The sequence below is a fragment of the Streptomyces longisporoflavus genome, from assembly GCF_014649775.1.
GTDB lineage: Bacteria > Actinomycetota > Actinomycetes > Streptomycetales > Streptomycetaceae > Streptomyces > Streptomyces longisporoflavus.
In genome coordinates, this window is sequence record NZ_BMTR01000010.1 from 18,727 (window position 1) to 42,232 (window position 23,506).

The 23,506-nt window shown below is 69.8% G+C and carries 20 protein-coding genes and 4 tRNA genes; 12 read left to right on the forward strand and 12 right to left on the reverse strand.

Annotated features, from left to right (window positions below):
• Positions 1-222: 222 nt before the first annotated feature.
• Complete coding sequence (locus tag IE226_RS20850; RefSeq protein WP_190082830.1) at positions 223-786, reverse strand: hypothetical protein; 564 nt, start codon at positions 784-786, stop codon at positions 223-225.
• 194 nt (positions 787-980) lie between these two features.
• Positions 981-1,331, reverse strand: coding sequence for a metallopeptidase family protein (locus IE226_RS20855; protein ID WP_190082831.1), 351 nt, complete (start codon positions 1,329-1,331; stop codon positions 981-983).
• Positions 1,332-1,390: 59 nt separating this feature from the next.
• Here IE226_RS20855 and IE226_RS20860 point away from each other — a divergent pair, with 59 nt between their 5' ends.
• From IE226_RS20860 to IE226_RS20875, 4 genes are all read left to right on the forward strand, one after another.
• Positions 1,391-2,950 carry a metallophosphoesterase family protein gene (locus IE226_RS20860; protein ID WP_190082832.1) on the forward strand — a complete coding sequence of 520 codons (1,560 nt, stop codon included), beginning with the start codon at positions 1,391-1,393 and terminating at the stop codon, positions 2,948-2,950.
• Between the two features lie 79 nt (positions 2,951-3,029).
• Positions 3,030-3,102, forward strand: a tRNA-Glu gene (locus tag IE226_RS20865).
• A 39-nt stretch (positions 3,103-3,141) separates the two neighbouring features.
• Positions 3,142-3,216, forward strand: a tRNA-Asp gene (locus tag IE226_RS20870).
• Between the two features lie 24 nt (positions 3,217-3,240).
• Positions 3,241-3,317 (forward strand) — tRNA-Phe (locus IE226_RS20875).
• A gap of 89 nt (positions 3,318-3,406) precedes the next feature.
• Here the strand turns inward: IE226_RS20875 and IE226_RS20880 are convergent.
• Genes IE226_RS20880 through IE226_RS20895 form a run of 4 tightly spaced genes read right to left on the reverse strand, consistent with a single transcriptional unit; the run spans position 3,407 to position 6,597 of the window.
• Positions 3,407-4,546, reverse strand: a complete 1,140-nt coding sequence (locus tag IE226_RS20880) for an ABC-2 transporter permease (protein WP_229871372.1) — start codon at positions 4,544-4,546, stop codon at positions 3,407-3,409.
• 29 nt (positions 4,547-4,575) lie between these two features.
• Positions 4,576-5,424 carry a cytochrome c biogenesis CcdA family protein gene (locus IE226_RS20885; RefSeq protein ID WP_190082833.1) on the reverse strand — a complete coding sequence of 283 codons (849 nt, stop codon included), beginning with the start codon at positions 5,422-5,424 and terminating at the stop codon, positions 4,576-4,578.
• Positions 5,421-6,176: a DsbA family protein gene (locus IE226_RS20890; RefSeq protein ID WP_190082834.1), complete on the reverse strand. Its 756-nt coding sequence runs from the start codon at positions 6,174-6,176 to the stop codon at positions 5,421-5,423. The genes IE226_RS20885 and IE226_RS20890 overlap by 4 nt, the downstream gene beginning before the upstream one ends.
• A 55-nt stretch (positions 6,177-6,231) precedes the next feature.
• Entirely contained in the window at positions 6,232-6,597 is a 366-nt protein-coding gene (locus IE226_RS20895; RefSeq protein ID WP_190082835.1) for a hypothetical protein, read from the reverse strand.
• Positions 6,598-6,681: 84 nt separating this feature from the next.
• On the opposite strand from IE226_RS20895, the gene hrpA reads away from it, so the two are divergent.
• The 3 genes from hrpA to IE226_RS20910 all read left to right on the forward strand — a co-directional run bounded on the left by hrpA (position 6,682) and on the right by IE226_RS20910 (position 11,638).
• Entirely contained in the window at positions 6,682-10,680 is a 3,999-nt protein-coding gene (gene hrpA, locus IE226_RS20900) for an ATP-dependent RNA helicase HrpA (protein ID WP_190082836.1), read from the forward strand.
• Between the two features lie 94 nt (positions 10,681-10,774).
• Positions 10,775-10,849, forward strand: a tRNA-Asp gene (locus tag IE226_RS20905).
• Positions 10,850-11,416: 567 nt separating this feature from the next.
• Positions 11,417-11,638 (forward strand): DUF6274 family protein, encoded by a 222-nt coding sequence (locus tag IE226_RS20910; protein ID WP_190082837.1) that lies wholly within the window; start codon positions 11,417-11,419, stop codon positions 11,636-11,638.
• Positions 11,639-12,230: 592 nt separating this feature from the next.
• Here the strand turns inward: IE226_RS20910 and bldC are convergent.
• Together bldC and IE226_RS20920 are read right to left on the reverse strand one after the other, a co-directional pair.
• Entirely contained in the window at positions 12,231-12,437 is a 207-nt protein-coding gene (gene bldC, locus IE226_RS20915) for a developmental transcriptional regulator BldC (protein WP_003949541.1), read from the reverse strand.
• A gap of 525 nt (positions 12,438-12,962) precedes the next feature.
• Positions 12,963-13,859: a DUF8083 family protein gene (locus IE226_RS20920; RefSeq protein ID WP_190082838.1), complete on the reverse strand. Its 897-nt coding sequence runs from the start codon at positions 13,857-13,859 to the stop codon at positions 12,963-12,965.
• 208 nt (positions 13,860-14,067) lie between these two features.
• Between IE226_RS20920 and IE226_RS20925 the strand changes: the two genes are divergently transcribed.
• Together IE226_RS20925 and IE226_RS20930 are read left to right on the forward strand one after the other, a co-directional pair.
• The gene (locus IE226_RS20925) at positions 14,068-15,150 is read left to right on the forward strand and encodes a Leu/Phe/Val dehydrogenase (protein ID WP_190082839.1); all 1,083 of its coding nucleotides are present in this window, start codon (positions 14,068-14,070) and stop codon (positions 15,148-15,150) included.
• A gap of 290 nt (positions 15,151-15,440) precedes the next feature.
• On the forward strand, positions 15,441-15,695 hold the full coding sequence (locus IE226_RS20930; RefSeq protein WP_190082840.1) for a DUF3073 domain-containing protein: 255 nt from the start codon (positions 15,441-15,443) through the stop codon (positions 15,693-15,695).
• Between the two features lie 122 nt (positions 15,696-15,817).
• Here IE226_RS20930 and purM read toward each other — a convergent pair whose 3' ends face one another.
• Together purM and purF are read right to left on the reverse strand one after the other, a co-directional pair.
• Positions 15,818-16,891, reverse strand: coding sequence for a phosphoribosylformylglycinamidine cyclo-ligase (gene purM, locus IE226_RS20935; RefSeq protein WP_190082841.1), 1,074 nt, complete (start codon positions 16,889-16,891; stop codon positions 15,818-15,820).
• Between the two features lie 37 nt (positions 16,892-16,928).
• Positions 16,929-18,455 (reverse strand): amidophosphoribosyltransferase, encoded by a 1,527-nt coding sequence (gene purF / locus IE226_RS20940; protein ID WP_190082842.1) that lies wholly within the window; start codon positions 18,453-18,455, stop codon positions 16,929-16,931.
• Positions 18,456-18,617: 162 nt separating this feature from the next.
• Here purF and IE226_RS45260 point away from each other — a divergent pair, with 162 nt between their 5' ends.
• The 3 genes from IE226_RS45260 (at position 18,618) to IE226_RS20950 (ending at position 21,822) form a co-directional block, all read left to right on the forward strand.
• Positions 18,618-18,719 (forward strand): putative leader peptide, encoded by a 102-nt coding sequence (locus tag IE226_RS45260; RefSeq protein WP_373307003.1) that lies wholly within the window; start codon positions 18,618-18,620, stop codon positions 18,717-18,719.
• Between the two features lie 79 nt (positions 18,720-18,798).
• A complete protein-coding gene (locus IE226_RS20945) occupies positions 18,799-20,241 on the forward strand; it encodes a sulfatase family protein (protein WP_190082843.1) in 1,443 nt (480 codons plus the stop codon).
• 210 nt (positions 20,242-20,451) lie between these two features.
• Positions 20,452-21,822 carry a metallopeptidase domain-containing protein gene (locus IE226_RS20950; RefSeq protein ID WP_190082844.1) on the forward strand — a complete coding sequence of 457 codons (1,371 nt, stop codon included), beginning with the start codon at positions 20,452-20,454 and terminating at the stop codon, positions 21,820-21,822.
• On the opposite strand, the gene IE226_RS20955 is transcribed toward IE226_RS20950, so the two are convergent.
• Both IE226_RS20955 and IE226_RS20960 read right to left on the reverse strand, forming a co-directional pair.
• A complete protein-coding gene (locus IE226_RS20955) occupies positions 21,764-22,594 on the reverse strand; it encodes an META domain-containing protein (protein ID WP_190082845.1) in 831 nt (276 codons plus the stop codon). The two genes, IE226_RS20950 and IE226_RS20955, sit on opposite strands and share 59 nt — an antisense overlap.
• 108 nt (positions 22,595-22,702) lie before the next feature.
• Positions 22,703-23,497: a maleylpyruvate isomerase family mycothiol-dependent enzyme gene (locus tag IE226_RS20960; protein ID WP_190082846.1), complete on the reverse strand. Its 795-nt coding sequence runs from the start codon at positions 23,495-23,497 to the stop codon at positions 22,703-22,705.
• Positions 23,498-23,506 lie beyond the last annotated feature (9 nt).

A 23,506-nucleotide genomic window follows, 5' to 3' on the forward strand; every position in this document is an offset into this window, starting at 1 on the left:
GGTCAGCCACGGCAAGGGAGAGTACGCGCCACGCGGCGCTCTTCTTTTTCGGCGCCGGGCAAATGGGATCAAACGATCTACCACCATACGCACCCACCCCCCCATAAGGCAAACCGCGCCCTCCGGGAACCTTGGAATCCACCCCTCGGAGGCCGTCTCACCTGCGCCATATCGGGTTTCGGACAGGGCGTATCTGTTTCGGACAGAGCCGCATCCGCGCCGCTAAGCGGGCCCGGCCTCCGGTGAAGGCTCCCGCGACCCGATCTCCAACGACCGGTCGCCCAGCTGCGGACCCTGCCCCGGCTCGTGCGCCGACGAGGAGGGCTCCGGCGTGGGCTCGGGAGTCGGCGTCGGGGTGGGCTTCGGGGGATCGGGGGTCGGGGTGGGCTTCGGGCCGCCGGGGTCGCCCTGCGTGGGCGTGGGCCGCCCGCCCTTCGTCGGCGGGGCGGGGTCGTCGCCGCCCCGCGAGGCGGAAGCGGAGGCCCTGGCGGCGTCGGACCCAGACCCGCCGGACCCGTCCGAACCGGCCTTGCCCTTGCCCTTCCTGCCCTGCTTGCCGTGCTTGCCGCCCTTCGCGTCGGCCCGGCCTCCGTCATCACCGCCGGCCTCTCCGTCGCCCGGCGAGACGCCGCCGCCGTCGGGGGCGGCCGCCGCGCTGCGGCCGCCCGCGGACCGCGCGGGGTCGGGGTCGCCGCCCCCGTCGGCGCCGATGCTCATGCAGCCGGCGGTCGCCATGACCGCCACGGCCGCCGCGGTCCACCGGACAGGAACGTACAACTGGCGCACGGCCGAGCACCTCCGAGGCGCTGAGAAGCGGGGACGCCCTACCCAACTCCCTTGCCCCGCAAGAGGACACGGACCGCGACTCCGGGCCGCCGCCCGTATCCCGGCCGCCGGCCGCATCCCGGGGCGCCGTCAGCGTCCCGGCCGCCGGCCGTATCCCGCGGCGCCGTCCGCGTCCCGGCCCCCGCCCGGAGCCGTCAGCCGTACCCCAGGGCGTGCAGGCGTTCGTCGTCGATCCCGAAGTGGTGTGCGACTTCGTGGACCACGGTGATCTCCGTCTCCGCGACGACGTCCTCGCGGGACTCGCACATGCGCAGCGTCGGCCCCCGGTAGATCGTGATCCGGTCGGGCAGCACTCCCGCGTACCACTCACCCCGGTCCGTCAGCGGGGTCCCTTCGTAGAGCCCGAGGAGTTCGGGGTCCTCGGCGGGGGGTTCGTCCTCCACGAACACCGCCACGTTGTCCATCAACCGCGTCAACTCGGGAGGAATCCGGTCAAGCGCCTCGGCGACCAGTTCCTCGAACTCTTCCCGCGTCATTTCCAGCACACCCCCATTGTCGGCCACCGTCCCGCATAGCCGCCTCCTCCCCCGGGCATACCGGACCAATGGCCCGCGACTTCCGTGCGCTCGCCGCTCTCGTACGCCACTACCGCTCCCGCCACCCGCACCCGGTGAGCGAGCTCATCAGCCCTCCCCACCCCTACGGCCGCGCCGCAGGCCTGGTCGCGGTCGTCCTGTTCGGCGCCTGGCTCGGCCTGCTGATCGTCGGCAGCGTGCACGCGCCGGTCGGCCCCATGGACACCCGCATGGCGCTGCGCCCCTCGCTCACCGGCGGCACGAAGATCGACGTCTCCCCGCTCGGCGCCCTCGAACTGCGCTCGCACGTCGCCCCGATCCGCCTCGACGTGGACGTGGACCGCCTGGACCCGGTCCGCTCGCAGGCCCTGGTCGACCACCCCGAGCGGCTCTCGGGGCTCCAGGACGAGGTGGCGAGGGACGTCGGGCACGGCACGCTCGACCTGGCCGTACGCTCATGCGCCGCCGTCGTCGCCGGCGCCACGGCGCTCGGCCTCGCGGTCTACCGCCGTCCGCGCCGGGCCCTTGCGGCGGGCGGACTCGCCCTCGCGCTCCTCGCGGCGTCGGGCGCGGCGGCGTACGCGACGTGGAACCCGAAGTCGGTCCTCGAACCGAAGTTCTCCGGCCTCCTCAGCAGCGCGCCCTCGGTGGTCGGCAACGCGCGCAGCATCGTCAGCGAATTCGACGTCTACCAGCAGGAATTGGCCCGCCTCGTCACCAACGTGACGAAGCTGTACGACGCCACGTCGACGCTTCCCGCGTACCAGCCGGACCCGTCCACGATCCGCGTCCTGCACGTTTCGGACATCCACCTCAACCCGGCGAGCTGGAAGATCATCGCCTCGCTCGTCGAGCAGTACGACATCAACGTCATCGTCGACTCCGGCGACACGATGGACCACGGCAGCGCGGCGGAGAACGCGTTCCTCGACCCCATCGAGGATCTGGGGGCGCCATACGTGTGGGTCAGGGGCAACCACGACTCCCGTACGACCCAGCGCTATCTGCAGCGCATGAAGAACGTCCACGTCCTGGACGACGGCGCGGCCGTGTCGGTGGCGGGACTGCGGTTCGCCGGGACGGGCGATCCGCAGTACACACCGGACCGTTCCGAGGCGCAGGCCGAGGCCGAGGGCAACCTCTTCGAGGAGACGGCGGGCATCCGCCTCGCCTCCTCGCTGCGGGACCAGCGGGCGGCCGGCATCCCCGTCGACATCGCCGTCGCGCACAACCCCTCCGCCGCGCGGAAGACGGACGGCGAGGTGCCGCTCGTCCTCGCGGGGCACGTGCACCACCAGGAGATGGAGGTCATGGACGGCGGGACGCGGCTGCGCATCGAGGGGTCGACGGGCGGGAGCGGGCTGCGCGCGGTGGAGGGCAAGTACCCCGACCCGGTCGAGACCTCGGTCCTCTACCTGGACCGGGACACCCGGCGGCTCCAGGCGTGGGACGAGATCAGGCTGGGCGGCCTCGGGCTGACGAAGGCGGAGGTCAGCCGCCACTTGCCCAAGGAGAACCAGCCCGGCGCGACCCCGTCGCCGCCCCCGCCGAGCCGTTCGCCGGAGAGCGGTTCCCCGGCGCCCCGATAACCGTTTTGGCGATACCTCCCCGCATCCCATATGCTTCTCACGTCCCCGACGCGCTGCAAAGCGCCCAGGTGGGCCCTTAGCCCTCATCGTCTAGTGGCCCAGGACGCCGCCCTTTCAAGGCGGTAGCACGGGTTCGAATCCCGTTGGGGGCACGCAACACCTTGTGCGAGACTAGTGCTCGCACAATGCTTGGTCCTGTGGAGCAGTTTGGAGTGCTCGCCACCCTGTCAAGGTGGAGGCCGCGGGTTCAAATCCCGTCAGGACCGCTTGCGATTCCACGCGGATCGCGTGGCTGGGTAGCTCAGTTGGTACGAGCGATCGCCTGAAAAGCGATAGGTCGCCGGTTCGATCCCGGCCCCAGCCACCACTTCGAAGGCCCCGTCCGGTGGACGGGGCCTTCGCCGTTTCTCACCGTCGTCTCTTCGCCGTTTCCCGGGACCGACCACTATGCCGCCGTTAAGCCGCCGGTGCAGCCGCGTGCGCGGCGGGCTTTACGCGGCCTCCCGGATGCCGGTGACGCCACACCCAGAACACCGCACTCGCCAGCACCGCCCACCCCGTAAGCACCAGATACGGAAACGCGTGCTGGTTGCCGCCGAAGTACACCGCCGTGTGCTGCGCGTTCACCGAGGCGCCCGGCGGCAGCCACTGCCCGATGTGGCCGAGCACCGAGGGAAGCAGCGGCCACGAAACCGCGCCGCCCGACGAGGGGTTGCCCAGGAGCACCATCAGGCCCCACGTCGGAATCATCGCCCAGCGCCCGAAGAGCGTGTTGAACATCGTGAAGACCATGCCCGACGTGAACATCGTCAGCGCCAGGATCAGCCACGACTCGACGAACGGCAGGTCGAGCGCCCCCAGCCACCAGTCGACCACCGCCGCGATCACGAACCCGCCGAGCAGCGCGTAGAGGATGGTGAAGCCGATCCGCTCGGCCGGGTTGAGCCCCCGCGCGTGCACGCTCAGCTGGATCGCGCCGACGAAGCCGATGATCACCGCCGCCAGCGAGATGTAGAAGATCGCGAGCCCCCGCGGGTCGCCCTCCTGGAGCGGCTTGATGTCCTTCACCGTCACCGGCACCCCCACCTTCTCCCCGACCTTGGGCGCGGTCTCCTCCAGGACCTGGGCCACGGACGCTCCGGAGGCCCCCGAGACGTCGAAGGTCACCTTGCTGCCGGCCTCCCCGCCGTCCGGAGACACCGCGAGGATCGCGAAGACCTTCTGCTCGTCCACCGCGTGCCGCGCCGCGGCCACGCTGTCGTACTCATGGATTTCGAGGGAGGCGTTCAGCGCCTTCTCCATGCCGTCGAGGAAGGCCTTGCCCCGCGTCGCGTCCTGCGCCCCGACCACCGCCGTGGGAATGCGGTGCGGGGTCGGCTTCGCCATGGAGTACGTGTACGAACCCGCGAAGAGCCCCGCCGCCGCGGCCAGGATGAAGACCAGCACGATCGCCGGCAGGAACGGCGACTGCTTGAACGCCTCCCACCGCTCGCCCCGCGTGGGAGGCCTCCCGTGGGCGCCGTGCTGGTGATGCTCTTCATGCTCGGGCCGGACGCGCTGGTCAGACCGGCCCGGCTCCTGCTGAGGGTGAGACATATAAGCACGCTAAACCACCCAAAGCAGACTCACCCCCGCTCGGCCTCCACGGAGCGACGCCCGCGCCGACGCCACTCCCGCACCGCGAATCCCGCGCCCACCAGCGCGACCACCGCGACAAGGAGCACCGAGTCCGGCACGGCCCGGCCCACACCGCCGGCCCACCGCTCCACGGCGAACGAGTCGTCCACGTCCAGCAGCCCCGGCAGCGCCGTGGTCCCGTCGTACGCGAGGAAGAGCGCGCCCAGGGCCACGAAGAACGCCCCCGAGAGCAGCGAAGTCGTGTGCAGCTCGAAGCGGCCGATCCGGAAGGTGCGGCCCCGCAGCCAGCGCCGCCGCCCGAGGTCAAAGCGTTCCCAGAGCAGCGCGAGCACGAACAGGGGCACCGCCATCCCCAGCGCGTAGACGGCGAGCAGCAACCCTCCGTAGACGGGGCTGCCGCTCACCGCCGCGACCGTGAGCACGCTGCCGAGGATGGGGCCCGCGCAGAAGCCCGCGAGGCCGTACACCGCGCCAAGGGCGTACACGGAGACCGCCGTCGTCGGCCGGATGCGCCCCGAGAGCTCGGCCATCTTCCGCGAGGCGAACCCCATGCCCACGACCTGCAGCACGCCGAGCGCGATGATCAGCCAGCCGGCGACGAGCACCAGCTGGTCCCGGTGCCCGAAGAAGAACCGCCCGGCGACCGAGCCCGCCGCGCCGAGCGGCACGAGGGTCGTCGCGAGTCCGGCGTAGAAGATGCCGGTGCGCGCGAGCAGCCGTGAGGTCGAGTCGATCGAGTACGCGAAGAAGGCGGGGAGCAGCAGCGCGCTGCACGGGCTGATCAGGGCGAGGAGACCACCGAGGAACGCCGCGAAATACCCGACGTCGGCGGTCACTTGTCCCCCGCCCCGGACGGCTTCGCCGCCTTCGCCGCCCGCTCGATCGCCTGGTCGAAGACCTCGTCCGGCTGCGCTCCGGAGATGGGCTGCCCGTTGACCAGGAAGGACGGGGTCGACGTGGCTCCCAGGCCGTACGCCTCCTCTTGGTCCTTCTTCACCGCGGCCTTGGCGCCGGCGCTGCCCGCGTCGTCCGAGAAGCGGCCGATGTCCTTGACCCCGGCCTCCTTCGCGAGCTCCTTGAGGCGGTCGGCCCCGAAGCCCTTCTCCTTGGCGCCTTCGGCGTACGCGGCCTCGTGGAACTGCCAGAAGCGGCCCTGCCGGCCGGCGGCCCACGCACCGCGCGCGGCGGACTCGGAGTCCGCTCCGAAGATCGGGAAGTTGCGCCACTCGATGCGCAGGGTGCCGTCCTCGACGTACTTCTTCACCAGGTCCGGCTCGGTGTCACGGGCGAACTTGCCGCAGTAGCCGCACTTGAAGTCGGCGTACTCGATGAGCACGACCGGCGCGTCCTTGCGCCCCTGCGCGAGCGGGTCACCGGCGTCGCGCCGGGCGAGCTTCGCCAGCTCCGGGTAGACCCCGGCCTGCGGGTCGGCGGAGACGTCCGCGGCGGGCTCCTCCTTCGCGGTGACCGAGGAGGGCTCGTCGGGTTTGGTGGCGCTGTAGGAAGCGGCGCCGAGCAGCAGGGCGGCGACGGCCACGCCCGCTCCGATGGCGATGTTCTTCTTTTTGTTGTTGTCGCTCTTGGGCATCAGGGAGTTCTCTCTGTTCCTGTACGTAGTTGAAGGGGCCCCGGAACGGGGGCCTCTACACGCGCAGGATCGAGAGATCTACCGGAGAGGGCGGTGTGAGCGGCGGCGGCCCGCGCTCGGGTGACAGGGCAGGCACCGTCTGGCCGATGCCCCAGGCCCCGGAAGCGGCGTGGGCCTGATGCAGGGCGGGCAGCAGCTCGTACGCGGAGCTGGAGCGCGGCGGGGCGCCGGGGACCTGACCGGCGTCCTGCTGACCGCCCTTGCCGCAGCCGGGCACACCGGCGGACGCCTCGGTCTGGACCGACGCCTTGGGCTTCGCGGCCACCGGCTCCGAGGCCACCGCGGGCCCGCAGAACGCCCCGAGCACGATGAGCAGCACCCCGAGGAGGGGGCACCACGACAGACGCGCTCGGGACAACATGCCCGGAATCGTACGTGCCCGGGCGCCCCGCCCGATAAATCGGTTCGCCACCTCCGAGCGGCGGGTGAGATCCTGGACGCCGTTATGTCTACGCAGCCTGCCCTCACCCTCGACGCCCTCGCCCCCCGCCTGTCCGAGCTGTCGCTGCGCGACGAGCACCGGATCGGCCGCCGGCTCGAGGGTGCGCGCCGGATCCGCAAGCCCGAGGCCCGGGCCGCCGTCCTCGCCGAGATCGCGACGGACGTCGACAAGGCCGCGGCACGGATGGCCGAGCGGGGCAGCCGGCTGCCCAAGATCACGTATCCCGCAGAGCTGCCGGTCAGCCAGAAGAAGGACGACATCGCCGAGGCGATCCGCGACCACCAGGTCGTGATCGTCGCGGGCGAGACGGGCTCCGGAAAGACGACGCAGATCCCCAAGATCTGTATGGAGCTCGGCCGTGGCGTCCGGGGAATGATCGGGCACACCCAGCCCCGCCGTATCGCGGCCCGTACGGTCGCCGAGCGCGTGGCCGACGAGTTGGACACCCCGCTCGGCGAGGCCGTCGGCTGGAAGGTCCGCTTCACCGACCAGGTGGGCGCCGACACGTACGTGAAGCTGATGACGGACGGCATCCTGCTGGCCGAGATCCAGACGGACCGCGAGCTGCGCGCGTACGACACGATCATCATCGACGAGGCACACGAGCGGTCGCTCAACATCGACTTCCTGCTCGGCTATCTCGCCCAGCTGCTGCCCAGGCGCCCGGACCTGAAGGTCGTCATCACCTCGGCGACGATCGACCCGGAGCGGTTCTCCCGGCACTTCGGGGAAGCCCCGATCGTCGAGGTCAGCGGCCGTACGTATCCGGTCGAGGTGCGTTATCGCCCGCTCCTCGAAGAGGACTCCGACGACAGCGACCGCGATCAGATCACCGCGATCACCGACGCCGTCGAGGAGCTCCAGGGCGAGGGCAAGGGCGACATCCTCGTCTTCCTCTCCGGAGAGCGCGAGATCCGGGACACGGCTGACGCGCTGAACAAGAAGAACTACAAGTTCACCGAGGTCCTTCCCCTCTACGCCCGCCTGTCGCACGCCGAGCAGCACCGCGTGTTCCAGCGGCCCGATGCAGGAACAGTCAGACGGATCGTTCTCGCGACGAACGTCGCCGAGACCTCCCTGACCGTGCCGGGCATCAAGTACGTCATCGACCCGGGCACGGCCCGCATCTCCCGCTACAGCCACCGTACGAAGGTGCAGCGGCTGCCCATCGAGGCGATCAGCCAGGCCAGCGCCAACCAGCGCAAGGGCCGCTGCGGGCGTACGTCGGACGGCATCTGCATCCGCCTCTACTCCGAGGACGACTTCCTCTCCCGTCCCGAGTTCACGGACGCGGAGATCCTGCGCACCAACCTCGCGTCGGTCATCCTCCAGATGACGGCGGCAGGACTCGGCGAGATCGAGAAGTTCCCCTTCATCGACCCGCCGGACCACCGCAACATCCGCGACGGCGTCCAGCTCCTCCAGGAACTGGGCGCGCTCGACCCGACGCAGAAGGACCCGAAGAAACGCCTCACCGAGCAGGGCCGCAAGCTCAGCCAGCTCCCCGTCGACCCGCGCCTGGCCCGCATGGTCCTTGAGGCCGACAAGAACGGCTGCGTACGCGAGGTCATGGTGATCGCCGCCGCGCTTTCCATCCAGGACCCGCGCGAGCGCCCCGCCGAGAAACAGACGCAGGCGGACCAGCAGCACGCGCGCTTCAAGGACGAGACGTCCGACTTCCTGGCCTTCCTCAACCTGTGGCGGTACATCCGCGAGCAGCAGAAGGAGCGCGGCTCGTCCTCGTTCCGCCGGATGTGCAAGTCGGAGTACCTCAACTTCCTGCGGATCCGCGAGTGGCAGGACATCTATACGCAGCTGCGTACGGTGGCCAAGCAGCTGGGCATCCACGTCAACGAGGACGACGCTCCTGAGCAGCACGTCCACATCTCGCTCCTGTCCGGCCTGCTCTCCCACATCGGGATGAAGGACGTGAAGGAGTCGAAGGACAGCAAGGAGAAGGACCCGAAGCAGCGGGGCGGCGGGCGGAACGAATACATCGGCGCCCGTAACGCCAAGTTCGCGGTCTTCCCCGGCTCGGCACTCTTCAAGAAGCCCCCGCGGTTCATCATGTCGGCCGAGCTGGTGGAGACGTCCCGCCTGTGGGCCCGCGTCAACGCGCGGATCGAGCCCGAGTGGGTCGAGCCGCTCGCACAGCATCTCGTGAAGCGCACGTACAGCGAGCCGCACTGGGAGAAGGACCAGGCCGCGGTGATGGCGGTCGAGAAGGTGACGCTGTACGGCGTCCCGATCGTCACCGACCGCAAGGTGAACTACGGCCGCATCGACCCCGAGGTCTCCCGCGACCTGTTCATCCGCAACGCCCTGGTCGAGGGCGACTGGCGTACGCACCACAAGTTCTTCGCCGCCAACCGCCGTCTGTTGACCGAGGTGGAGGAGCTTGAGCACCGCGCGAGGCGCCGCGACATCCTCGTCGACGACGAGACCCTTTTCGACTTCTACGACCAGCGGGTGCCCGCGGACGTGGTGTCCGGCGCGCACTTCGACTCCTGGTGGAAGAAGAAGCAGCGGGAAGAGCCCGAGCTGCTCGACTTCGAGCGGTCGATGCTCATCAACGAGCGCGCGGGCGACGTCTCGAAGGACGATTACCCCGATACGTGGCGTCAGGGGCCGCTCAAGTTCAAGGTGACGTACCAGTTCGAGCCGGGCGCGGACGCGGACGGCGTGACGGTGCACGTACCGCTCCAGGTCCTGAACCAGGTCACGGCGGACGGCTTCGACTGGCAGATCCCGGGCCTGCGCGAGGAGGTCGTGATCGAGCTGATCCGCTCCCTGCCGAAACCGATCCGCCGGCATTACGTCCCCGCGCCCAACTACGCGAAGGCGTTCCTGGAGCGGGCGGTCCCCCTCCAGGAGCCGCTGCACGTGACGCTGGCGCGAGAGCTCCAGCGGATGGTCGGCGTCCCCGTCTCGCCGGACGACTTCGACCTCACCCGTGTACCGGACCACCTGAAGATCACCTTCCGGATCACCGACGAGCGGCGCAAGAAGCTCGCCGAGGACAAGGACCTGGAGGCGCTGAAGCTCCAACTTCGCCCGAAGGCCCGCAAGGCCCTCTCCCAGGCCGCCGCGGCGACCGCCGAACGGAGCGGGGGCGCGGCCGTCGAACGGTCCGGCCTCACGGACTGGTCCATCGGCACCCTCAGCCGCGTCTTCGAGACGCGCCGCGCGGGCCAGCCGGTGAAGGCGTACCCGGCGCTCGTGGACGACGGCGCCGAGGCAGGCACGGTCTCCGTACGTCTCTTCGACACCGAGGCCGAGCAGCAGCAGGCGATGTGGAAGGGCACGCGGCGGCTCATCCTGCGCAACATCCCGGTGAATCCGGCCAAGTTCGCCTCGGACAAGCTGACCAACGCCCAGAAGATCGCCCTGTCCGCGAACCCGCACGGCTCCATCCAGGCGCTCTTCGCGGACTGCGCGATGGCGGCGGCGGACAAGCTGATCGGTGACTTCGGCGGTCCCGCCTGGGACGAGGAGTCGTACCGCAAGCTGTACGAGAAGGTGCGCGCGGAGATCGTGGACACGACGGTCCGCACGGTGAGCCAGGTCCAGCAGGTCCTCGCCGCCTGGCAGGCCTGCGAGCGCCGCCTGAAGTCCACGAAGAGCCCGACGCTCCTGGCCAACCTGACGGACGTGCGGACGCAGTTGGACGCGCTCATCGGCCCCGGCTTCGTCACGGCCACGGGGATACGCCGCCTGGCGGACCTGATGCGCTACATGACGGCAGCGGACCGGCGCCTCCAGCAGATGCCGACGAACGTCCAGCGCGACACGTCACGCATGGAGAAGGTCCACGAGATGCAGGACGAGTACGCCTGGCTCCTGGAGCAGCTCCCGCAGGGCCGGCCCGTGCCCGGGGAGGTCCTGGACATCCGCTGGATGCTGGAGGAGCTCCGGGTCAGCTACTTCGCGCACGCGCTGGGCACGGCGTACCCCGTATCGGACAAGCGGATCCTGAAGGCGATCGACGCCGCCGCGCCGTGATCGTCCGGGCACCCTGGGTGAGTTCGACCGCCGGGCCTGCGCTGCTGTAGAGTCCTGTCTCGCAGCGCAACGCAGTAATCAGCGCCGCAAGCAAGGTCCTGTGGAGCAGTTTGGAGTGCTCGCCACCCTGTCAAGGTGGAGGCCGCGGGTTCAAATCCCGTCAGGACCGCAGTAGAAGAGGGGCCGCACCGGCTGAGGTGCGGCCCTTCTTGCGTTCCTGGGCGCCTCTCACCGGCCCCCGGAGGCCGCGCCCGCGGCGGAGCCGCAATCAGACACAGCAAATCCCGTCAGGACCGCAGCACAAGAAGGACCGCACCGGCTCACCTGCGACCCTTCTCGCGTTCCCCGACGCCCCTCACCGGCCCCCGCAGGCCGCGCCCGCGGCGGAGCCGCAATCAGACACAGCAAATCCCGTCAGGACCGCAGCACAAGAAGGACCGCACCGGCTCACCTGCGGCCCTTCTCGCGTTCCCCGCCGCCCCTCACCGGCCCCCGCAGGCCGCGCCCGCGGCGGAGCCGCAATCAGACACAGCAAATCCCGTCAGGACCGCAGCACAAGAAGGACCGCACCGGCTCACCTGCGGCCCCTCTCGCCTTCCCCACCAGCAAGACCCGGCCCCGCCCGCAAGACCGCTCCGCCCGTACTCCCCGCCCCGCATCTTGACTGCGTCACATTCCGCCGGTACCCCGGACAGCAGGGGTGTGGGGCGGGGACGGGGTCCTTCTGGAGGTGGCTATGACGGCTTCGGCGGCGTCCGCACGGCATGAGACTCGCGCTCTCCTGCGTGCCCACCTCTCCGCGGCGACGAGCTACCGCCATCTGACCCGGCACTGCCCGATCTGCCACCGCCTGGAGCGCTTGGCCCTGGAGACCTCTCCTGACGCCCAGGGCGGCCGTGAGGGCGGCCGTGAGGGCGACCCGGAGGTGGGCGAGGACGAAAGTCCCCCTGACGCATGACCAAAGCCGACCCGTGGCCCACCCCGGGGGTGGCAGGGTGAGGGGTAGGCCCTCGGGGTGGCTCCGGGGCGCGGGGGCCAACTCCCCGGCGTAGTCCGGAATCTCCACTAACTCAGAGACATCGCGGACAACAAGGTTCACGGCATGTGACGGGTGTCACCGAACTTCTTTTGGAAACCCCGGAACTTACACCCGGCTTACAACCAGTCAATTTAATATGTGCAATTGCACCACCCCGAAGGCTTCCCGCACGGCGCCCGCCCCGACGCCACAAGGCCGGCGCGAAGGCGGCCCCGCGACCCCCCTCCGGGACGGCGACAGCACCCCTCAGAGACCAACAAGCCCGCTCACAGCGGCACTCACCAGCACTCATCCGCGGGCGCACCCCGGCACACCAGGGCACACAAAAAAGATCGCGCTGGACCCGGCGGAGTCCAGCGCGATCTCGAACGACTCACCCATGAGGCTCAGGCGTGGGACCCGTTGGGGCGGGACCCGCGTCGCATGTAGCTAAAAATCGGACGTTGCGGCCGGATTGGGGGACCCAGCAGCGGTCGTACGTTTCGTCCGGGTACTGCGGTAATGCGGTACTTCAGGCCTCGCTGCGCTGCTGCGGGATACCCGCGAGCAGTGCGCGGACCTCAGCCTCGCGGTAACGGCGATGGCCGCCGAGCGTGCGAATCGACGTGAGCTTGCCAGCCTTGGCCCAACGCGTCACCGTCTTGGGGTCGACGCGGAACATCGTGGCAACCTCAGCCGGGGTCAGCAGCGGCTCGGCATCAGGGGTGCGAGCGGTCATGAGCGGCCTCCTCGGAGAACCGAACCTTCTCGGTTCATTCCTCTAAATTCTGCACCTTGACCCGCGTTGCCCGAAATGGCGGACGCGAGTCGAGTCGGTTATAGGACGAACGGCTTGTCCTCGGCACTACAACTACACCATCCGTCCAGCCACGTCGGCCAAACCGATGGAATTGCCCTCCCAGGTGTCTATCAGCGACGGAAGCCGATGGACCATGCCATAGCGGACAGTCACGCCACAGTGACGATCAGTCACAGAGCGATCAGGAGTCAACAGACCCCCCATTAGCGTGCAATGCTGAGTATTCCGCCCAGACATGGACGGATGGAGCCCTCCCCGGACTCCTTGTCCTATTTTGGCACGAGGGTGGGTGATGGGCGCAAGGGCGCAGTAAGTGCGGTCCGTCACGCTTGACACAAAAGCCCGGATCGGGACCAACGTCCCGTGTAGGCGTCGCGTATGGATGACGGGACGACCTGCGGGACGACGGCCTACGCGATCACGCGCGAACGGCCCGGCTGACGCTCAGTTCGAGAACTGACGGTCCCGGACCGCCTTCCATCGCTCCATGAGCCTTGCATACGCCTCGCCGGCCCCCTCGCCGTCGCCGTTGCGCAGCGCCTCGATTCCTTCCGCGACATCCGCCGCCGAGTGGTCCTCGTCGAGCCGGTCCTCGGACAGGGCGTGCACGAGCCCGCCGTAGTCGAGCTCGACCAGCGAGCGCGGATGGAACTCCTCCAGCCACCGGCCCACGTCCATGAGCCCGTCGACGAGCGGACCCTCCTCGATCGTGTCCCGCAGCGTCCTGAGCCCGCGGGCCACCCGGCGCCGCGCCTGCACCATCGGCGTGCGGTAGCGCAGGACGGGCGCGCAGGCCACATCCTCGCCCGCCCCGCCTGCCCCGCTCGCCCCTCCTTCTTCGCGCCCCTTGTCGTACCCCTTCTCGAACTGACGCTCCTCGTCCGCGACGAGCACGAACCAGTTCAGCGGCACCTGCCACGTAGACGTACGGATCCAGGGGCGCGCGTCGGGGTTCCTGGCGAGCCACTGCTCGTAGTCCGCGGCCGTCTGGCGGCGCACCACCGGCGGCAGGACCGCGTCGAGGACCGGCGTCGGCAGTTGCTCCGGCAGCTCCCCCAGGGCCTGCCAGCCGCGCAGCCGGGTGCGCCAGGGGCAGACGCACACCACCCCGTCGGCCTCCACCACGAACGCGTCGCTGCTCTCGTGCACCGGCACGGGCACCGGCGGCGTGGGCAGCAAGTCGGCGAGGGAGCGGCGGAGTTCGTCCTGGTACGAGGGACGGTCGGCGCGACGCGCGTAGCGCGCCCAGTGGCCGCGCTCGGGTTCCGGGAAGGCGGCGAGCGGCTCATAAACGCGCAAGTAGGACGCGTACGGGACAACCAGTGAAGACACCTTGGGCACGGCTGCTCCCTCCCCCGCACACCGGCTGGAAAACACTGCAAATCGTGCCATGGCCGAACTCCATCGTGCTTCCAGCGCGACAGGAGAGGGTGATCCTCGGCACTGCGCGGCCACCGGGTTCTCTCAGGCTCTAGTCTCATGCCCAACGGGCCCCGCCACCCGCACGGGCGCCCGTCCGACCGCCGCCACTTGACCGGGAGTCACCACCGTGACCGAAGCAGACAACGGCGTCCTGCACACCCTGTTCCACTCGGACCAGGGGGGCCATGAGCAAGTAGTGCTCTGCCAGGACCGTGCCAGCGGCCTCAAGGCCGTCATCGCCATCCACTCCACCGCCCTGGGCCCGGCCCTCGGCGGCACCCGCTTCTATCCGTACGCGAGCGAGGAAGCCGCCGTCGCGGACGCGCTGAACCTCGCGCGCGGGATGTCGTACAAGAACGCCATGGCCGGTCTCGACCACGGCGGCGGCAAGGCCGTGATCATCGGCGACCCGGAGCAGATCAAGAGCGATGAGCTGCTCCTCGCCTACGGGCGCTTCGTGGCCTCCCTGAGCGGTCGCTACGTGACGGCGTGCGACGTCGGTACGTACGTCGCGGACATGGACGTCGTCGCGCGCGAGTGCCGCTGGACGACGGGCCGTTCCCCCGAGAACGGCGGCGCGGGCGACTCCTCCGTACTCACCGCCTTCGGCGTCTACCAGGGCATGCGCGCCTCGGCCGACCACCTGTGGGGCGACCCCTCGCTGCGCGGCCGCAAGGTCGGCATCGCGGGCGTCGGCAAGGTCGGCCACCACCTGGTGGAGCACCTCCTGGCGGACGGCGCCGAGGTCGTGATCACCGATGTGCGCGAGGAGTCCGTGCGCCGCATCACCCACAAGCACCCCTCCGTGACGGCCGTCGCCGACACCGAGGCGCTGATCCGGGTCGAGGGCCTCGACGTGTACGCCCCCTGCGCGCTGGGCGGCGCCCTGAACGACGAGTCCGTGCCGGTGCTCACCGCGAAGGTGGTCTGCGGCGCCGCCAACAACCAGCTCGCCCACCCGGGTGTGGAGAAGGACCTCGCCGACCGCGGGATCCTCTACGCGCCCGACTATGTGGTGAACGCGGGCGGCGTGATCCAGGTCGCCGACGAGCTGCACGGCTTCGACTTCGACCGGTGCAAGGCGAAGGCGTCAAAGATCTTCGACACCACTCTTGCCATATTCGCTCGCGCAAAGGCAGACGGCATTCCGCCGGCCGCCGCAGCCGACAGGATCGCCGAGCAGCGGATGGCGGAGGCCCGCCGCCCCTGATTCCGCGAGTGCCTTCGGAGGGCCCCGCCGACGTGCGCGAGAGACAAGACTCACCCCCGTCGGCGGGTCGCCCGGCAAGAAGAGGTTAAAATCGCAGTTGACCAGCGAGGACAGGGCTCCTCGCGGGTTCTGCGCCGAGGCGCGTCCTGCGGGCGACGTACCGTATGGCCGCAGGAGCAGGTACCGTGGAAGCCCTACGGACCGGCCTCTCCACGGAGAGCCCGTTCCTGATCATGAACGCGTGTCAAGACTCTGGGGTCACCAAGCCCCATATCCGAGGGGGTCGAGCCATGGGGCGCGGCCGGGCAAAGGCCAAGCAGACGAAGGTCGCCCGCCAGCTGAAGTACAGCAGCGGCGGGACTGACCTGTCGCGTCTGGCCAATGAGCTGGGCGCTTCGACTTCGCAACAGCCGCCGAATGGCGAGCCGTTCGAAGACGACGACGAGGAAGACGACCCGTACGCCCAGTACGCGGATCTGTATAACGACGACGAAGACGAGGACTCCGACGAGTCCGGCCCTTCGCCGCAGCGCCGCGGCGCTTGACCTCGTTGCATTCGCAGCACTTGCAGCATTCGCAGTTCTCGTAGCAACTGCACTTCACCCGGTCCGGGGTGGTCACCACGCCGGACCGGGTTTTGTGCTGCTCCCGCAAGCGGCTCACCGACCTACTTGGCGTAGTCACCGATCAGTGCCGCGCCCTCGGTGTGGTCGCCGCGCTCGGTGATCTCACCGGCGATCCAGGCGTCCACTCCGCGGTCCGCGAGGGTCGTGAGGGCCGCGTCCGCGGACTCCTCGGGGACGATCGCCATCATGCCGACGCCCATGTTCAGCGTCTTCTCCAGCTCCAGGCGCTCGACCTGACCGGCCTTGCCGACCACGTCGAAGATCGCGCCCGGCGTCCACGTCTCGCGGTCCACGATCGCGTGCAGGCCGTCCGGGATGACCCGGCCCAGGTTCGCCGCGAGGCCGCCGCCGGTGATGTGGCTGAAGGCGTGGACATCCGTGGTGCGGGTGAGCGCCAGGCAGTCCAGGGAGTAGATCTTGGTGGGCTCCAGGAGCTCCTCGCCGAGCGTGCGGCCGAACTCCTCCACCTGACGGTCCAGGGCCCAGCCGGCGCGGTCGAAGACCACGTGCCGGACAAGCGAGTACCCGTTCGAGTGAAGACCGGACGACGCCATGGCGATCACCGCGTCACCCTTCCGAATGCGATCGGGGCCGAGCACACGGTCGGCCTCGACCGCGCCCGTGCCGGCGCCGGCGACGTCGAAGTCGTCCGGGCCGAGCAGACCCGGGTGCTCGGCCGTCTCACCGCCGATGAGGGCGCAGCCCGCGAGCACGCAGCCCTCGGCGATGCCCTTCACGATGGCCGCGACACGCTCGGGGTGGACCTTGCCGACGCAGATGTAGTCGGTCATGAAGAGCGGCTCGGCGCCGCACACCACGATGTCGTCCATGACCATCGCGACCAGGTCGTGCCCGATGGTGTCGTACACGCCCAGCTGGCGGGCGATGTCGACCTTCGTGCCGACGCCGTCGGTGGCGGAGGCGAGCAGGGGGCGCTCGAAGCGCTTGAGGGCGGAGGCGTCGAAGAGTCCGGCGAAGCCGCCGAGGCCGCCAAGGCCCTCTGTTTCAGCGCGCTTCGTCTTCTTCACCCACTCCTTCATCAGCTCGACGGCGCGGTCGCCCGCTTCAATGTCGACGCCCGCGGAGGCGTAGCTGGCACCGGTGGTCTCAGGCATGGTGATTGAGAGCTTTCGTGTCGTTACTACGGGTGGCTTACGGGCGACGGATCGCGTCGGCCGCAGCAGTGGACGCCGGACCGGCGGCCAGCTCCGTCTCCAGGAGCTGCTTGCCGAGCAGCTCGGGGTCGGGGAGATCCATCGGGTACACGCCGTCGAAGCAGGCGCGGCAGAGGTTCGGCTTGTCGATGGTCGTGGCCTCGATCATGCCGTCGATGGAGATGTACGACAGGGAGTCGGCGCCCATGGAGGTGGCGATCTCGTCGATCGTCATGCCGTTGGCGATGAGCTCGGCGCGGGTCGCGAAGTCGATGCCGAAGAAGCAGGGCCACTTCACGGGCGGCGAGGAGATCCGGATGTGGATCTCGGCGGCGCCGGCCTCGCGGAGCATCTTGACCAGGGCGCGCTGGGTGTTGCCGCGCACGATCGAGTCGTCGACGACGACAAGACGCTTGCCCTTGATGACTTCCTTGAGGGGGTTGAGCTTGAGACGGATGCCGAGCTGGCGGATCGTCTGCGAGGGCTGGATGAAGGTCCGGCCCACATAGGCGTTCTTGACCAGTCCGGCGCCGAAGGGGATGCCGGACGCTTCGGCGTAACCGATCGCGGCGGGCGTTCCGGACTCCGGGGTCGCTATGACGAGGTCGGCCTCGACGGGAGCTTCCTCGGCGAGTTTCCGGCCCATCTCGACCCGCGAGAGGTAGACGTTCCGGCCGGCGATGTCGGTGTCGGGGCGCGCCAGATAGACGTACTCGAAGACACAGCCCTTGGGCTTCGCTTCCGCGAATCGGGACGTTCGCAGTCCGTTCTCGTCGACCGCGATGAACTCGCCGGGCTCGACCTCGCGGACGAAGCTGGCGCCGCAGATGTCGAGCGCCGCGGACTCCGAGGCGACGACCCAGCCGCGCTCCAGGCGGCCGAGGACCAGCGGGCGGATGCCCTGCGGGTCACGGGCCGCGTACAGCGTGTGCTCGTTCATGAAGACGAGGGAGAAGGCGCCCTGGACGTCCGGGAGGACCTTCTTGGCGGCTTCTTCGATGGTCAGCGGCTTGCCGTCGTCGTCCACCTGGCCTGCGAGGAGAGCCGTCACCAGGTCGGTGTCGTTGGTCGCCGCGACCTGGGTCGCGCGGCCGTTCTCCTTGGGCAGGTCGGCGACGAGCTCGGCGAGCTGGGCCGTGTTGACGAGGTTGCCGTTGTGGCCGAGCGCGATGGAGCCGTGCGCGGTGGCACGGAACGTCGGCTGGGCGTTCTCCCAGACGGAGGCTCCGGTGGTCGAGTAGCGGGCGTGACCGACCGCGATATGACCTTGGAGCGAGCTGAGGGAGGTTTCGTCGAAGACCTGGGAGACGAGTCCCATGTCCTTGAAGACAAGGATCTGGGAGCCGTTGCTGACCGCGATTCCCGCGGACTCCTGGCCTCGGTGTTGAAGGGCGTACAGCCCGAAGTATGTGAGCTTGGCGACCTCTTCACCCGGAGCCCAGACACCGAAGACGCCGCAAGCGTCCTGGGGGCCTTTCTCGCCGGGGAGCAGATCATGATTGAGTCGACCGTCACCACGTGGCACGACATCGAGTGTAGGCGAGATCGACCACTGGTCCGAATTGGGGATACGGGCCCCGCACGGAGCGTGATGACACCACCGGGGTGTCCGGGGAGTGCTACGGCCTTGTGAACAGGTGGGCGCAAGCGTTGACGGGGACGGGCGGGCCCGTGAAGCTCCTGGTCCATGCCCCTGCAGTCCCTCGGTGACCCCTCGGCCACCCTTGTGGAGCGCCGCCACGTCGACCTGGTCCGTGTCGCGAGCGCCATCTGTCGCAGCGCTGCCTGACATCACTCTCCGTCTCTCTTACTTCCCCGACTCCGGGTACGTGCCCTTTGCCGCGCCGTGCCCCTACAGGAGCGCAGCCATGCCTTCGTCCACGTCCTCGCCGTCGTCCCCGTCGTACGAAAAGTCCGCCTTCTCCCGACGTGCCTTCGGAGGTGCAGTGGGAGCCGGTGCCGCCGCCGCGGTGGGTCTGCCCGCCTCCGCCGAGGCACGGGAGCGGCCCTTCCGCGCGGCCCCGCGCAGGAGCGGCCGGCGGCCGAACATCCTGTTCATCCTCGGCGACGACCTGGGCTGGGCCGACCTCTCCTCCTACGGGTCGCCGCACATCAAGACCCCGAACCTGGACCGCCTGGCCCGCCAGGGCGTGCGGTTCACCGACGCCTACTCCGGGTCAGCCACCTGCTCGCCGACCCGCTTCAGCCTCTACACGGGGCGCTTTCCGGGGCGTACGAAGGGCGGGCTCGCTGAGCCCATCGCGGACAAGTCCGCGGGCCTGGAGCCGACGCACCCGACGCTGGCCTCGCTCCTGAAGGAGGCCGGGTACTCGACCGCCCTCATCGGCAAGTGGCACTGCGGATACCTGCCGGACTACTCGCCCACGAAATCGGGCTGGGACGAGTTCTTCGGGAACTTCGGCGGGGCCCTGGAGTACTACTCGAAGCTGGGCCTCGGCGGTGAGTACGACCTCTACGAGGGCGACGTCCGGGAGGGCGACGCCACGTACAAGGACCTGCGCTACTACACGCGCATCCTCACCGAGCGGGCGAGCGAGTACGTCCGGCGGGACCACGGGGACAAGCCCTGGCTGCTCAACCTGAACTTCACCACCCCGCACTGGCCGTGGATAGCCGACGGCGACAAGGAGGAGAGCGCCGAGGTCGTACGGAGGATCAAGGCGGGCGACAAGGGTGCGCTGCGGCACCAGGACGGCGGCTCCGTCGAGAAGTACACGGAAATGGTGCAGGACCTGGACCGGTCGGTCGGCGAGGTCCTGAAGGCCCTGAAGGAGTCCGGGCAGGAGCGGGACACCCTGGTCTTCTTCGCCTCCGACAACGGCGGCGAGCGTTTCTCGTACAACTGGCCCCTGTCGGGCAACAAGTCCTCGCTCCAGGAGGGCGGCATCCGCGTGCCGACCATCGTGCGGTGGCCCGCGCGGCTCGACGGCGGGCAGGTCAGCCACGAGCCCGTGTTCACCCCGGACTGGACGGCGACGCTCCTGGAGATCGGCGGGGCCCGGCCGCACCCCGCGTACAAGCTCGACGGGACCAGCCTCGCGCCCTACCTGCTCAAGGGCGAGGAGATCGCCGAGCGTGAGCTGTTCTGGCGCGTGCGCGGTGAGCGTGCGCTGCGGCGCGGGGAGTGGAAGTACTACCGGGGCAAGGGCGGCGCGGACCAGCTCTTCAACCTCGCCGCGGACCAGCGGGAGCAGGCCGACCGAGCGGCGGCCGAGCCGAAGCTGCTGGCGGAGCTGAAGGCGGCGTGGGAGAAGACGGACGCGGGGCTGCTGCCGTATCCGGGGGCGTGAGCCGGGCCGGCTCGTACTTCTCTGCCTGAGCTGGCTGAAGTGCCCGGCTGCCTGAGCTGCCTGAAATGCCGGGCTGCCTGAACTGGGCCTTAAGCGCGGCCTAAGAAGCCCTCCGAGGGGTTCGCGCGGGCCGATGTGATCGCTAGCGTGCCTCGCGCGCGCTCAAGTTGATCTCCAGGTCCGCGCGATCCCCCATCCGGAAGGTTCCCCATGAAGCCGTCCCCGCGTCTCTGTCTCATACCGGTCGCCGTGGCCGCCGCCCTGACCGCCGCCGCGGCCGCTCCCGCGCCCGCCGCCGACGAGCCCGAGCGGAGCGTCCAGGTCGCCATGGTCAACTTCACGGACAGCCGGATCCCGGACGCGGGGAAGCTCGAAACCGCCCTGAAGGACAACTACTTCGGTGACAGCAGCTCGCTGACCTCGTACTACAACGAGGTCACCGGAGGCGCGACCACCTTCAAGGCCGCCGAGGGCGACGGGATCACCGGGCCCGTCGACATCGACCTCGCGGCCACCGGCTGCGACACCGGGAAGATCAACGAACTGACGCGCACGGCCCTGGCCGCGAAAGGCGTCCCCGAGGACAGCTACGACCACCTCTCGCTCGTCTTCCCCTCCGAGAAGGCCGGCTGCGACTGGCTCGCGCTCGGCACCGTCGGCGGCGGCACCACCTGGATGCCCGTCGGCGCCGACGGCAAGATGTCGATGACGGCCCTGGTCCACGAGTTCGGCCACAACTTCGGCTACAGCCACCACATGCGGCTCCGCTGCCCCGACGGTGACCTCGGCGAGGGCTGCAAGGAGGACGGCAACAGCCACAAGACGCCGATGGGCGGCGGCGGTTGGGAGGCCGGACTCACCGCGCCGGAGCTGCTGCACAACAAGTGGCTGACGGGCGGCGAGGTCGCGAAGGCCGACAAGTCCGGGACGTACGAACTGCGTCCGCTGTACGGGAGCGGCAGCGGGGTCCGTGCCATCGACATCCCGCTGGGCGACGACCGCCTGGTCGTGGAGCTGCGGCACGAGTCGGGCACCGTGGACGGCGAGATCCAGGGCGTGCACGCCTACCGGGTACCGGGCGGGGACTACGCGAAGTCGGCGCTGGTCGACCCGACCCCGGACGCCGACGAGTCCACCGGCGGCGACGCCCCGGCCGACGCGGACGCGCTCAAGGCGGGGGCGACGCTGACGGACAAGGCCCGGGAGGTCGAGGTCGAGGTCGTGAAGGCGGGGGCCGAGGCGGCGACGGTGAAGGTGAGCCTGGACGGGGTAGCGGCGCCGACGGAGGCAGCCGGGACAGAGAAGCCCGCGGAGGCAACCGAGGCGGCGGAGCCCGCGGAGGCCTCCCCGGAGGAAGCCGCCGCGGCTCCCAACGACGCGCGCCCCGAAGGCGGATCCACCGAACTCGCCGAGACGGGCGGCGATTCCGACACCGCGCTCGCCTACTCCATCGGCGGCGGTCTGATGCTCGCCTTTGGCGCCGCGTTCCTGCTGAAGTCCCGCGCCCGCCGTACCGCGACCGCTACTTCTGCTTCTCCTGCTGCTCCTGCTTCTCCTGCTTCTGGTCGGCACTCGCGCTGACGACCGTGCCGTCCTCGGCGGTGAGCGAGAGCCCGTCGTGGCTCAGCTGGTAGCTCACCTTGCCGTCGAAGAGCTTGAGGAGCTTCTTCTCGGTCTCGCCCTCGGCTCCCTGGCACAGCATCCGGGTGGTCCGGGGAGCGCCGAGGGTGATCTGCCCGTCCTTCACCTCGGCCTTGGCGGTGACGTTGTTGCAGCCGAGCTTGCCGCGGACCATGCCGTCCTTGCCGAAGGTCAGATGGGCCTTGCCGTCCACTTCCTTCGCCAGGGGCGCCGTGGCCTGGCGGTCACCGATGGCGTTCACGTTCCACTTCGTGCCCGTGAGGGACGCGTCCGGCTTCGAGGTGAGGGCCACGCGGTCTCCCTTGTCCGTGGTGAGCGTCAGCTTGTCGCCGTCGACCGCGGCCTTCAGCTCGCCCTTGCCGATGGCGCCCTTGAGGGCGTCCTCGAAGTCGAGCTTGTCGCAGCCCCTCTTGGTGGAGATGGCGTTGGCGAAGTCGACGGAGTCGCCGTCGAGGGACACGTCCGCGGTGAAACCGTTGCAGCCGTAGTTGCCCTCGGCCTTGCCCTTGTCGCCGATCTTCACGTACGCATCGCCGGGGGCCTGCTGCTTCTTGCCGTTCACCGTGACGCTCTCGACGCTCCAGCGGACGCCGGTGAGGTCCGGCTGTGACCCGACGGATCCGCTGCCCGAGCCGGTCTCGGTGCCGCACGCGGTGAGCATGCCCGCGGCGGCCAGGGCCATGACGGTCGGAGTCAGTCGTTGCTTCTGCATGCCGCTGTGACGGGACAAGTGGGTGATCTGGTTCCCCTCGGCCCGCGAAGCACCCCACCAGGAGGGTCCTGGCTCATCACCGGAGGCCCTGGCTCATGACCGGGACCCCTAGCTCATCACCGGCAGCAGCTCCGCCAGATCCGCCCGCTCCCCGCTCGCGCTGACCTTCGCCGCGTCGAGGGCCGCCTTCCAGTCCGTACGCCCGGTCGCGAGGCGGATCCAGGTGAGCGGGTCGGTCTCGACGACGTTCGGCGGGGTGCCGCGCGTGTGCCGGGGCCCTTCCACGCACTGGACCACGGCGAACGGCGGGACCCTGACCTCGACGGCACCGCCGGGCGCCTTCACCGCGAGGGCATCGGCGAGCAGCCGGGCGCAGGCGGCGAGGGCCTGGCGGTCGTACGGGATGTCCAGGCCCGGCACCGCGTCGTTCAGGTCGTCGGTGTGGACGATGAGCTCGACGGTCCGCGTGACCAGGAAGTCGTCCAGGGTCATCGCGCCGAACCGCGTGGGCATGAGCCGCCCCTGTGTGAGGGCGGGCAGTGCCTCCTCGAACTCGGCGAGCGTGCGCGCGTACAGCCCGGGCAGGTCCTCCTGCGCGGCGAAGGCCCGCGATGCCTCGTCGACCTGCCGCGCCGCCGAAGCGGTGGCGAACGGCCAGTCGAGCAGCGCCACTTCACGGGCGGGCGGCTCCGGCATGGCGAGGAAGCGGGTGGCGCCGCCGAGGGCCATCGTGAGGTGCGCGGCCAGTTCGCGGACGGTCCAGTCGCCGAGCCGGGTCGGCAGGGCGAGCTGCCCGGGCTCCAGGGCGCCGACCGCATCTCGTACGTTGCCGAACTGGGCGAGCACGGCGGTGCGGATCTTGACGGGGTCGTACGAACGGGTGCGCTTCTTGGCCGGTGGCATGGGCCGAGC